Genomic DNA, 12504 nt, shown 5'->3' with positions numbered 1-12504 from the left:
AACCGGCCCACGAACCGGCCCACGAACCGGCCCACGAACCGGTCCTTGGACGGCCGAGCCCGCTGACCATTCGGCTGCGGCGCCCATCGTCGTCGGTGCACTCCGCGTCGGCGTCGTCCATCACCGGCTCTGCCATCCCGGCAGAGCCTTTCGCATTCCGGAGGCCCAACCCGTCCACGATCCGCCGTCCACGACAGCACGGAATCCGGAACAGGAGACCCACCATGACCGAGCACAGGAACGAGCACCTCTGCGAGACCACCTCCACGACCATGCGCCAGAACAGCATTCTCACCAGCAGATTCGCCGCCGACGACATCAACCACGGTGACGGCAACGGTGGCGACGCGGTGCACCCGAGGCCGGGACAGGCTCTGGTGATTCCGGCCGACCTGCGCCGCCCGATCCACGTCACCGACATCACCGCAACGGCGATGCGCGCCCACCAGCACCTCCTGCACGGCACCGTCACCCAGCACATGCTGCGCCGCCCGGCCGGACACCTGTACACCAGTGAGGACGCCGTGCGGCAGCGCCCGCCGCGCAACCCGCGCGCGGACGTCCTGCACCGGCTCTGCGGAGCCGACACCCTGCTGGAAAGACTCACCGGACCGGACATTCTCGGTGACGCCGTCGTGGTCGGCCCTCGACACCACGGACAGGACACCTCAGCACCGCAGGCCCTGCTGGACCTGGCCGACTACCCGGGGCCCTACCAGGTCCAGCTACGCACCCTCGGCCGGCCCGACACCTGGGCCACCCGCAGCCGGCGCTACGACACCTGGCCGGCAGCGGGCACCGCCGCCCTTGAGCTGGCCCGCGACCTGACCATGGTGTGCGACGTCAGGATCGTGCCGGCCGTCAGCCACGAACAGCACCGCGAGTGGGCCTACACCGCCTCCCTCACCCCGGCCCCGTACCGGCGTCCCGGCATGCCCGCGACCCTGCTGGACCCCGACCAGATCATTCCCTGCGCCAGCGTCAGCGAACTCGCCGCGCACCTCACCGGCGACATCACCCCGCACCAGGAAACGCCCACCGCTAATGCGTTTCAGTACCAGGACCTGTGCCTGGTCCGCTGCGCGGGCGACGCACCCGCCTGGCTCGCCCTGCGGCACCACGTCACGGTCCCCTTGGAGGTGGACTTCCGGCCTTGGCCGCCGGTCGTCTGCGCACAGCTGATCCGGCTGCTGCTGAACGCCACCCGCGAACAGCTCCTGATCCAGCAGCCCTGATCAGGCACTCGCCCGAGGCCGGCGCTGTCGCCGCCTCCTGCACCACCCAGACCCCTGCGCGCTCGCCCCCGAGCTCGCAGTCGAGGACCGAAAATCCCTACCGGAAAGGACATGCATGAACAGGCAGGCACTGATGCAGACGTACTTCGCCCGTCAGGAACAGGAGATCGCCGCCCAGCAGCAACAGGCATCCTGGCCCGCATGGCGCGACCGCTACACCTGGAAGCGCCGCACCCCCGCGCCCAGCGAACCCGCTGCCGTGTCCGACGAACACGACGGTGAGGTGTGGACGTCGTTCTCCACCCTGGAATCCGGGTACGACCTGCAACCACCCCACGGATTCCAGCTGAAAGAGGCCTGGTCGAACGGGTACCGGATGGTCTGGACCAGCCTCGAGGACCTGGTCGTCCTCACCTACTGCGAGGGCGACCTGACCTACCAGTCCTGCACCAGCCGGGAAACCTTCTCCAGCGCCCTGCGCGAACACGGCCGCTCCTACCGGAACATGCGGCGATGACCACCCGGACCACGACGCACATCACCGATCACACAACGTCTTGCGGAAGGACACACTGATGGACAGCAAGGAATTCTGGGCAATCGTTCAGCGGCAACTGGACGACCTGTGCACGGCCCGCACCGGCGCCGACGTCCTGCGGATCCTGTCGAGACAACAGGCCGCCGCCATGCTCGACGGCGCGACCATCGCAGGTGACGGCTTTTTCGCCGGCAGCGGCGGCGACGGCACAGTGATGGAAAGCCTGACCAAGGCCGGCTGGTCCATCGACTGGATCCGAGCCAGCTACTACTGGGCAATGCGTTGCCCCGACGGCCGCGAGGCCATCACCTACGTCGAGGGAGACATCTACCCGGGCACGAACCCTCTGCCAATGACCCAGGAAAAACCCCAGCCCGAGCAGTAATCCGCGCCACCACACGTGCCCTCCCCACCTCCTGGGGAGGGCATTTTTCATGCCCGCTCACGTCCGACGCCGCCGCCGGTGCGGACACGAGCACCCCATATTCACACCGACAGGAGACACCACCATGCCCGAAAACCGCCACCAGACCCAGCGAGAACCACTGCTGGCCATCGTCATTCCCGCCGACGACGAACAGCCCGTGCGCATCGAGACCCTGCCGCGAGGAATCGTTCTGAGCCGGAACCTGCTCGGCCTGGGACACGACATCTTCCAGGTCGTCAACCTCGACCAGCCCGCCGCCTCGTTGTACTGCAACGAGGAAGGAAAGATCCTCGGACTCGAACCGAACCGCCGCGCCACCCTCCTGGGCATCGTGCACAACCCCGGCCTACGCGGCGACGTCATCGCGGGCGACGCCTTCATCGTCGGCCCACCCGTCCACGGCGACGACACCACCGCGCCGATCGAACTGATCGACGTCATCGCCCACCAGGGCCTGCTCCAGGTTCAGCGCAGCACGAACGGAGAACCCGGAACCTGGGAAGAAGACGCCCTCTTCACCAGCTGGACCCACGCCTATCAGCACCTCGAACGGTTCACCACCACGCACCCCGTACGGGTCGTCGCCACCACCGATCCGGCAACCTTCTGGCGATGGCTGCTCCTCGACACGCACTCGCGGTCCGTGGCCGGCGTGGAATTGCCCGCCCGTCCCACGGTTCTGGCGTGTCGCAGCGTCGACGACCTGGCTGAGCACATCCTGTATGCCCACCCCAGGCGCCAGAGGACCTTCGGGCTGCGGGGACTGGCGATCCAGAACCGTGCTCCCGGCGACGGGCAGGACTGGGTGGCCGTGGACGGCGGGCGGGTCACACCGCTCCCGCCGCTGCGCCAGGCGATCGCCTCTGGCGCCTTTCCTGACCTGATCCGGAGCCTGCACCGCACGGCCGGCTGACAACCGTCCGCCACGGCACCCGATCGGGGTGCTTTTCGATGGGCCGGGCCCTCAGCAGTCCTGTTGCTGGGCGCCCGGCCCATCCATGCCCGAGCCGTCGGCCGACACGGCCAGGAACGCGCTGCCGGCAGAACACCACACATCCCCAACGCAGGCAGGTTCGCAAAGGCCTGTCAGAAAGGAACATCCGTCGTGGCTGACGAAACGTACATCCCCGCACCCGTGTCCTGCGACATCCACCGGATCGAGCACGGCGAGCACCGCATCGCCCAGTACGACGCGAAAACCCGCCAGGGCCCGTGGGCGAACCTCTGCCCGGACTGCTTCGCGGAGCACGGCATCGGCCTGGGCACCGGCAAAGGGCAGCGCCTGGTCGTCGGCCGCCGACCGCAACCCCAGCGCGCGCAGAAGGAATCGCAGATCAGGGCAGCGATCAGCGCCGGTGACCTCGCGATGGCCGAGGACCTGCTCGTCGAGCTGGGCGACGACCCGGATCTGACGCCCTACCTGTGATCTGCGGCGTTCCGTCTCGCCACGGGAACGGAACGGCTGCTGACATCCGTTCCTTCATCTTTTCTCTACGCGGCAGGTCAATTCATGAACCTGCCCTTGCCCTGTCCCTTGCCCAAGGAGAAACCATGCCATCCAACAATTCTGAACTCTGGCGCATCGGAAACGTTCTCAAAGAAGAGCACGCCAGGCTGCTGCCGGGCGACTCCTTCGCCTTCGTGTTCGTCTCGGAGCACTCCATTGCTGCCGGGGGACATGCGACGACTGATCTCGATCACGTCGGATGGGACGTTCTGGCCAAGCGCTTCCGCAAGGACATCATCGAAGATGTTCCAGCGGAGGGAAACTGGTACGTCGCCGTCAGCGCGCCCTTGGCACGCGTCAAGTTCCTGACGATGACGGGGGCCCTGAAGGCCAGAAACTTCACGCTGCTGTTCGCCGACAGAACCGGTGTCCGGCGGGCGTGCCCGTCACCGGTCGACTCTGGCATGCAGCCGACGGACACGCCGTGGGACGAGTGGTCCTGGGCGTCCATGACCGTCACGGACCAGCGCCTGAACGACCTGCGCGCAGCACGTCACCGGCTGGCGCAGCACCCGGATGAACTCCTGCCCCGTGACTGGGACGCCCGCACACAGGACGCCATGACCTCACTCGACGTCGCCATCCGCGTCGTGCCATGGCTGGACGGGCCCAGCGCCCAGCTGTGGCGCTACCTCACCGGATTCCTCGACGCTCTGCACAAGCCCCGAGCGCAGGTCCTGCTGGCGTTGTGGCTGTATCAGCAGGGCCGGCACACGGAGGCCTTCACCGAGCTGGCGGAGGCTCACCGAGCGGTCGAGACCGACGACCGGGACCAGCTGCGGCTGGATGCCTTCGACGAGGCGAACTTCAACCGTGAAGGCTCGCGGATCTTCGTCACTCTCGTCGGCTCGCTCATCCTCGAGCACGCCGACCAGACCCAGATTCCGGTCATCGTCAGCAGCTGGATCCGCCACCAGGCATTCCATCAGTCCAGGGACTTCGGCGCACCCGGCGCGTGGGACAGCAGCTGGTGACGCGTCCTGACCCAACCGCTCGTACCCGACCTCAGAACGCTCATGGCCGCCCCCACGACAGGAGAACGATGATGAATCACCTTGACCCGCAGCTACATCCGACACCGCCGGAACGCACTGGTCTCGAGGGCCTGCATCAGATGCTGATCCAGGTGCACCGGGCCCATACCCGTCCAAACATTCTGTTCGTCGCGGTGCGCCTCGAGTTCGGGATCTACGTCCTGCCGATCGACGTCGTCAGGCAACCGGTTCCGACCTGGGCGCAGATTGAACAGGACCTCGAAACGATCGTGCAGGAACTGGGAACCAAGGCACAGCAGGTGTTCGCTGTCGCGTTCTCCACCCAAGCACGCGCCTATGCCGCGGGCATTCCCGTCCAGAACGCTCGAGGGGACGTGCAGATCCTGCACGCCAACACCCTGGCTCTCACTTACCGGGATCGGCTTCCACACCATCACATTCAGCTGGAACCTGATGGCCAGCAGGACCAGGACAAGGACGGCGAAGGGATAGTTCCAGCGGCACCCGATTCTGCACGTGCCCTGGCGCCCGAGCGGCAGGCGGCCACGGGCCACTACCGGGTGGCGGTCACCGTTCTGGATCTGGGGGATCAGGCGGGGCCGTCGCAGGCTCCGGTCGTCCTGGATCTGGTGCGTGACGTCGATGTTCCTGTCCTGATCGCCCGGCGCGCGATGGAGCTGCTCGGCCTTCTGGCCCAGGACCTGGATGGAATCCGGTTGCCGCAGTAGCCGGCTGAACAGCGTCAGCCGACCGGTCTGCTGGCGGCACCGTGACGGGCGGGTGCCAGGCCCCGTACAGCACCGGTGCCTGGCGCCTGCCGGCAGAACCGATCCCCGATCACCGGTTGCGTATCCCGGATCAGTCGAGCCCGGATGCGCAGTGCACCGCCCGGCCGGCCTCCCTTCCCCATCTGCTGTCCCTACCGGCGCTGTCGGCGCAACCCACGGGTCGGCGAGACGCAGAAAGGGAGCCGGTCGCCTGCATCGGGGCCGCTGCCTGGCTTGTGGAGGGAGGACGAGGTCCTCCCTCCATAAGCCGAAAGGTCCACGTGAAAAAGATGATGGAAAGGAGATAGCCATGCCAGAACCACCGAAATTCCGAGACCGAGAAGGTCTCTCGCCCATGACAAGCCGCGAACCGTGTGGGCCGTCGGTGCGGGCTCGGTTCTTCGATCAGGAGGGACGGGCGATGAGTGCCCGCGCATGGTACGACCGGCGAAACGACGAATCGTACCGGATTCTCGCACAAGACAGAACATCTCACGGTTCCGTCCTGACGTTGTGGCTGGGCAGCGACGAGACCTGGTGTGGATGCGCCGTTCACCCACCCCGGATCTTCGGTGTCCTCGTCTACCGGCACCATCGCCTGCACGAGCAGACGTCCACTGCGGACAAACACTCAGCGCTGCGACTGCATCACGAATGGTGCGTCAGTGAAGGGCCGTCCACACAGCGCTGCCTCGGCGGCTGCGCAGATTCCTGACCTGGGCGGCCCCTCGCCGCGGACTCCCGGCATGCAACGACGACCGGCGCCCCATCACCCCCTCGCACACGATGACCAAGGAAGGACCATCATGGTCGGCAAAAAGGACCAGCATCAGGCGGAAAACGCTCTGGCGGAATACCTGCTGGAGCAGGCCCGCACCATGGATCGGCACTATCCCGCAGAGGACGTGCTGGAGTTCCTCGTGACGGTCGCAGCATCGGTCGTGGTGTCGAGCAACGGCCGGCTCCGCCGGCAACTGGCCGCGATCTTGCACTCCCACCAGGACCGCTCCTCCTGGAAGCAGATTTCCGTGCGTGAACTTTCGGCCCGCGCACGCCAGCTTCTCGAGAACGCCTGGCACCGGGGCTGGGAGCCCGTCGATGTCGTCACCTACACCGAACGTTTTCTCGGCGCCGCGGGCGCGCGACTGGCAGCCGGTCTGGCGGTCGAGGCAGTGGCAGGACATGCGGCCGCCACCGTGCATCCGCGCTGGCACGAGCAGGTCAATCACCTGCGCGCCGGGGTCGCGGAATCCGTCAGGGGCCCGGTGATCGCTGGGCGTCTGGCTCGCCAGGGATGGGAGGTGTTCACGCCGCAGCTGCTCGAACTGGTCGGACTCCTGACCACCCTGCCGCGGATCGAGACACTCACCCCGCCCCCAGGCCAGTTCACGGCCCGCGCGGGCGAGAACCAGCACCAGGCACAGCAGGTGGACCAGCGTCTGCTCAACCGGATCCGGGCGATGCTGGCCAAGGCCGCGGCCACGACATCGCAGGCCGAGGCCGAGGCCTTCATCGCCGCAGCGCAAGAGCGGATGGCCCGGCACAGCATCGACATGGCCCTCGTGCAGGCCGCCGAGGAACACAACGATCCGCACAGCGAAGTCCCCACAGGTCGGCGCATCTGGATCGAGCCACCCTACGGTCAGGCCAAAGCTATTCTGCTGCAAGGCATCGCCGAGGCCAACCGGTGCCGCTCGATCTGGAGTCCCGGCCTGAGATTCTGCACCATTGTCGGGTACGACACCGACACGCAGGCCACGGAACTGCTGTTCACCTCCCTGCTGGTGCAGGCAACGACCGCCATGACCAACGCCGGCACCGAAGGCGCGCCCCAGTACGTGTCCTCCCACCGCGCCACCAGCTTCCGTCGCTCCTTCCTGTTCGGCTTCGCCCGGCGCATCAGCGAACGGCTCCTCGAGGTCACACGCGATCAAACCGCCTCTGCGATGCACGACGTCGGCGAGAACCGGCTCCTGCCCGTCCTCCTCCAGCGGAAGGAAGACGTGGACCAGCAGATCCGGCGAATGTTCCCGGACGCCATCGGACTGCGGTCCGTACGGGTCGGCGATCCGGCAGGCCGGCGGGCTGGCAGCCTCGCCGCTGATCAGGCAGACATCACCGGGGCCCGCAGGTCCGTCCAGTAGTGGTAGTCCCGCGAAACGTCAGGCCGGTGCATGTTCCTGCTTGACATGGTTGAGGCTCGACGAACCGCGTGACGGGTCAGCGGCTCACCACTCGATCCGGTCGAGCGGCGCGACCGACGCATGCAGATGGCAGAGGGGACCCGGAACCCCGTCCCCTCTGCCATTTCTGCCGCCGCGAGGACCGGCACCGCGACGCGTGGCCGTTCGACAGCCCTGCGATGCGCAGAGCGCATGGGCCACATCAAAAACCATTGCCATACAACAACATCTGTCATTTCCACGATGGAGGTATTTCGCCATGAGCCACGACGAATCTCTGAACCAGCCCTCCCGGGACGAGGACAACCAACCGACCCCCACCGTCCGTCTCCGAAACCCCTCCGATCTGATCCAGGCGGTGCCGTTCCTGCTGCGACACGGACAGCTGGCCGACGATCTGGTGCTCTTCGCCACCCGTCAGGGCCGGCACGTGTTCGTCATGCGTGCCGAACTCGGAATCCTCGCCGAGGGAATCTTGTGGCCGTCAGCGCACCCAGCCTTGGCCGCTACCACACCCGACCGCATCCACCTGATCCTGTACCCGCCGGCCCCCGTCACGGACGACACCCTGCGCACGCTGCACGCGCAGGCGCGCAACGCTGCCATGACAGCCCCCGACGGCGTGCAGATGGGATGGATCACCACCACCAGCCAAAAACGCTGGTGGCTACACGACGTCGAGACCGCCGCCCCGCACGGCCCCGGCGAGCTCGTGCAGGGCGACCCAGTGACATCCCTCAAATTCCAGGTCTTGCAGGGATTTCCGGCAGCATCGCGCGACGCGATCGTCGCTTCCACCGCGCCGCATGCGCAACCCGTCCTGGACGCCGTCGCTCACGCCATCTCGCACCTGCCGGCGCAGCCAGCACGAGAGTCCGTCCGGGCTGCCGTCCACGCCGCCCTGGACCGGCGAGCGCGCCGGCCGATCGAATGGAGCATCCGGGAGGCCGCCGAAGTCCTGGACGCGCTCACCGACGCATCCGTTCGAGACGAGATGATCATTCACCGCTCGGACGACGATCACATGTGCTCGGCCTGGAGCAGTCTCCTGCCGTATGCCCCGCCCGGATGGGTCGCTCCTGTCGCCACCGTCGCAGCGATCTCTGCTTATCAGCGCGGTGACAGCGTTTTCGCCCGCGCCGCGCTGGAGCGAGCACAAGAAGCCAATCCTGGGTACCAATTGGCCAGGATCTTCACCGGGCTGATGGACGCGGCCTACAGTCCGTCCCAGATCAAGGCGGATCTGGCCGAACGCCGCCGGATGACCGCCAACAGGCCTCACGACACGAACTGATATCACCACAGGATCGTCTGCTGCCGGCCTTCTGACTCTCACGTTTTGAGGCAGAAGACCACGTGTAGGCCTGCGCGAGGTGCAACTCTCGTTTCGGCGAATCGCTTTTGTGAAAACCGTTGAAGCCAGGAAAATTCTGCCTTTTCTGATGGCGCGGGCCGCACGAGAGGGCGGACCAAGCGGTCGTCGTGCGCGACGGTGAGAATGTCATGCTCCTGCGCTGCCCGTCATCCGGCTTGATGGGCGGCGCCATCTACGAACCGTCCTCTGGCAAGTTCGACGCCGGAGAGGGCCTTACAGAGCCCTGGCGCGTGAGGTCAAGGGGTATCTGTGACTCACCATGGCCGACGGCACCTTCTACCCACTGATGGCATTACGGCCCCCTACGTACCGGGGGTGGGCCCGGAGCCACACCCAACACGCACTGCGCCTCAACGGCGCAGGCATAGCTGCTGCCCGTAGGGTCAGTGCATGGTGCAGCTGAGCATGGTGCAGCTGATACCCGAGATGAGCGCGCCGCAACGGAGCCCGCCTGGGAAGACCCGCACCCGCAGTTACCTGCTCCTGACGGCACAGATACCGCAACGGAGCCCGGCCGGAACGGCCGGGAAGACGCAACGGCAGAGGGTGTTGCGGGCCGCCGGAGCAGGCCGCAACAGAGCCCGGCCGGAACGGCCGGGAAGACCACGAGCGGGGTGAGGGGGAGTCCGGTGAGTGATCTCGCCGCAACAGAGCCCGGCCGGAACGGCCGGGAAGACCACGGTGACCGAGCGAGACCCGTTCCCCGCTGTGCTGCCGCAACAGAGCCCGGCCGGAACGGCCGGGAAGACGTGTCGGAGAAGCCCGGCCCGGACCACCCACCAACCGGCCGCAACAGAGCCCGGCCGGAACGGCCGGGAAGACCGGTCAAGCCGACGCTCACCCAGCTCGAGGCGTTCGCGCCGCAACAGAGCCCGGCCGGAACGGCCGGGAAGACACGTCGTCGAGGGAACCACCCGCTGCACCGAGCACCAGGCCGCAACAGAGCCCGGCCGGAACGGCCGGGAAGACACAGCCGCCACGAGCACAAGCACCGGGAGCCAGGGATGCCGCAACAGAGCCCGGTCGGAACGGCCGGGAAGACAGATCGCCAACGAGAGGGGCAAGTTCGCCATCTACGAGCCGCAACAGAGCCCGGCCGGAACGGCCGGGAAGACAGGACTGCACGGGTGGCAGGGGAAAAGGAATGGCTGCGGCCGCAACAGAGCCCGGCCGGAACGGCCGGGAAGACGGGTGCTCCGACTGGCGCCCGCAGTCCTGCGGGCATGACGCCGCAACAGAGCCCGGCCGGAACGGTCGGGAAGACCAACGACCAGCTCTCGGACGCCACCGGCGACATTCAGCCGCAACAGAGCCCGGCCGGAACGGTCGGGAAGACCTGGCCAGCCACAGCGTGGCTGGCGCGGGCCAGATGCTGCCGCAACAGAGCCCGGCCGGAACGGTCGGGAAGACCAGGCCAGCACCACGCCGCCTGAGCCACCAGCCGCGACAGCCGCAACAGAGCCAGGCCGGAACGGTCGGGAAACGCCCTTCACCTTCATTTCCAGGCCGATCGGGCCAGCGAGCCGCAACAGAGCCCGGCCGGAACGGTCGGGAAGACGGTGCGGCGACCCGACCGGCACGGTGCAGGCGCCGCAACAGAGCCCGGCCGGAACGGTCGGGAAGACACGGGCCGCGACAGCCGCCTGACACCAGCAGGAAGGAGCCGCGACGGAGCCCGGCCGGAACGGCCGGGAAGACGTCCGAGAGCCTCCTGCACCCGCAGGCCGGCCTGAGCCTGCCGCGACGGAGCCCGGCCGGAACGGCCGGGAAGACAAGGGGGTTGCGGTCGCAAGGTTGACCGTCGGCGGGCCGCGACGGAGCCCGGCCGGAACGGCCGGGAAGACTCCCGGCACGGTCGGCACCGCCACCGTCCGAGGCGTGCCGCGACGGAGCCCGGCCGGAACGGCCGGGAAGACTCACGCCCGCCCGCGCGCTGATCGGCGACTCGGCGTCGCCGCGACGGAGCCCGGCCGGAACGGCCGGGAAGACGCGTCCGTGATCCCACGATCGCGCTGGCGAGACCCGTCGCCGCGACGGAGCCCGGCCGGAACGGCCGGGAAGACGCCGAACGGTATTTCGAGGCCCGTGGCGGTCAGTGGTGCCGCGACGGAGCCCGGCCGGAACGGCCGGGAAGACCTGCGGATCTCACGATAGCCGCTGAGCATTCAGCGCGCCGCGACGGAGCCCGGCCGGAACGGCCGGGAAGACCCGATGAGACGGCGAAAGGATTGACGCCCACCGTCTCGCCGCGACGGAGCCCGGCCGGAACGGCCGGGAAGACGCCCCACGCCGACCGCCACCAAGCCACCCGGGAGAACTGCCGCGACGGAGCCCGGCCGGAACGGCCGGGAAGACGTAGGCGCGGCCGTCACGGACCTCGTAGACGTCCTCGGCCGCGACGGAGCCCGGCCGGAACGGCCGGGAAGACCTGCGGCGGTGCTGCATCCTTCAGCCAGGCGTCCACGTCGCCGCGACGGAGCCCGGCCGGAACGGCCGGGAAGACCCGGCCGCAGGGGAGATTGGCCGGCAGTTCTCGACCTGGCCGCGACGGAGCCCGGCCGGAACGGCCGGGAAGACGACGGCAAGGCCACGGCGGCGCTGCTCAAGAAACGCATGCCGCGACGGAGCCCGGCCGGAACGGCCGGGAAGACCTACATCGGTGTAGGCGCGGTACTGGACCTCGGTATTGCCGCGACGGAGCCCGGCCGGAACGGCCGGGAAGACCGAGTCGGTCTCGCGCTTCATACGGCGCGGAATCTCCTGCCGCGACGGAGCCCGGCCGGAACGGCCGGGAAGACCATTTCAGCCCCCGTGGTCGTCGTTTCCCGATGACCAGCCGCGACGGAGCCCGGCCGGAACGGCCGGGAAGACCGCTTCGCACGCACGTGCGACCTGCATGGCGTCGACGTGCCGCGACGGAGCCCGGCCGGAACGGCCGGGAAGACGCACGCCAGGACTGGATACGAGCAATGGGCTGGGGGTGCCGCGACGGAGCCCGGCCGGAACGGCCGGGAAGACCGCTCGCTAAATTACCACCTCGTGACCAGGCACAATGAAGATCTTTGCGAGCGCTCCGCCGGAACGTGGTCACACGCCGGTTGGCGAGCGTTTCAAGGCACTGAGAAACGGCCTCTGACCAGCATGCGAGCGCTCGTGCGTGAGGGGGGCAGCACCGGAGGGCTCGCATCAGACGATCTGTGGTTTGTCGGAGGGCAGCGAGCGGCTTCGCCCGACGAAGGTGATGCTTGCGGTGTCGGGGTCTCCGAGGTCGATGATGACGACGGAGTCTTCTCGAAGGTTCATCGCGTCCTCGACGGCGGCTCGGGCGTGCACCAGTTCGGTGCGGCTCAGGTCGCTGATGAACACCGAGTACTGGATTCGCTGGCCGAATTCTTCCATGATTTTGCAGACTCGGCGCAGTCTGCGTGGGTCGGCGATGTCGTAGGCCAGCAGATGCCGGCGTCGTGGCATTGAAGG

Annotated in this window: 10 protein-coding genes and 1 CRISPR repeat array; of the genes, 9 read left to right on the top strand and 1 reads right to left on the bottom strand. The window is 67.8% G+C overall.

Translation table 11 applies throughout. The features are described from left to right. Window positions 1–224 precede the first annotated feature (224 nt). The 9 genes from KIH74_RS34810 to KIH74_RS34770 all read left to right on the top strand — a co-directional run bounded on the left by KIH74_RS34810 (window position 225) and on the right by KIH74_RS34770 (window position 8946). On the top strand, window positions 225–1235 hold the full coding sequence (locus tag KIH74_RS34810) for a hypothetical protein (RefSeq protein WP_214160711.1): 1011 nt from the start codon (window positions 225–227) through the stop codon (window positions 1233–1235). A 115-nt stretch (window positions 1236–1350) separates the two neighbouring features. Next, window positions 1351–1752, top strand: coding sequence for a hypothetical protein (locus tag KIH74_RS34805; RefSeq protein ID WP_214160710.1), 402 nt, complete (start codon window positions 1351–1353; stop codon window positions 1750–1752). A gap of 58 nt (window positions 1753–1810) precedes the next feature. Next, entirely contained in the window at window positions 1811–2158 is a 348-nt protein-coding gene (locus KIH74_RS34800) for a hypothetical protein (RefSeq protein WP_214160709.1), read from the top strand. Window positions 2159–2282: 124 nt separating this feature from the next. Beyond that, on the top strand, window positions 2283–3113 hold the full coding sequence (locus KIH74_RS34795) for a DUF3846 domain-containing protein (RefSeq protein WP_214160708.1): 831 nt from the start codon (window positions 2283–2285) through the stop codon (window positions 3111–3113). Between the two features lie 192 nt (window positions 3114–3305). Further along, window positions 3306–3626, top strand: a complete 321-nt coding sequence (locus KIH74_RS34790) for a hypothetical protein (RefSeq protein ID WP_214160707.1) — start codon at window positions 3306–3308, stop codon at window positions 3624–3626. Between the two features lie 125 nt (window positions 3627–3751). After that, on the top strand, window positions 3752–4681 hold the full coding sequence (locus KIH74_RS34785) for a hypothetical protein (RefSeq protein WP_214160706.1): 930 nt from the start codon (window positions 3752–3754) through the stop codon (window positions 4679–4681). 68 nt (window positions 4682–4749) lie between these two features. Beyond that, the gene (locus KIH74_RS34780; RefSeq protein ID WP_214160705.1) at window positions 4750–5430 is read left to right on the top strand and encodes a hypothetical protein; all 681 of its coding nucleotides are present in this window, start codon (window positions 4750–4752) and stop codon (window positions 5428–5430) included. Window positions 5431–6275: 845 nt separating this feature from the next. Next, window positions 6276–7613: a DUF2786 domain-containing protein gene (locus tag KIH74_RS34775; protein ID WP_214160704.1), complete on the top strand. Its 1338-nt coding sequence runs from the start codon at window positions 6276–6278 to the stop codon at window positions 7611–7613. Window positions 7614–7911: 298 nt separating this feature from the next. Next, complete coding sequence (locus KIH74_RS34770; RefSeq protein WP_214160703.1) at window positions 7912–8946, top strand: DUF4192 domain-containing protein; 1035 nt, start codon at window positions 7912–7914, stop codon at window positions 8944–8946. 578 nt (window positions 8947–9524) lie between these two features. Next, a CRISPR array of direct repeats spans window positions 9525–12045; the repeat unit is 36 nt; unit sequence GCCGCGACGGAGCCCGGCCGGAACGGCCGGGAAGAC. Window positions 12046–12213: 168 nt separating this feature from the next. On the opposite strand, the gene cas2 is transcribed toward KIH74_RS34770, so the two are convergent. After that, window positions 12214–12498, bottom strand: a complete 285-nt coding sequence (gene cas2 / locus KIH74_RS34765) for a CRISPR-associated endonuclease Cas2 (RefSeq protein ID WP_214160702.1) — start codon at window positions 12496–12498, stop codon at window positions 12214–12216. Window positions 12499–12504: the final 6 nt, after the last annotated feature.

The organism is Kineosporia corallincola (assembly GCF_018499875.1).
Taxonomy (GTDB): domain Bacteria; phylum Actinomycetota; class Actinomycetes; order Actinomycetales; family Kineosporiaceae; genus Kineosporia; species Kineosporia corallincola.
The sequence above is the reverse complement of the archived record's forward strand: the minus strand, read 5'-3'. Positions and strand labels throughout refer to the sequence as shown.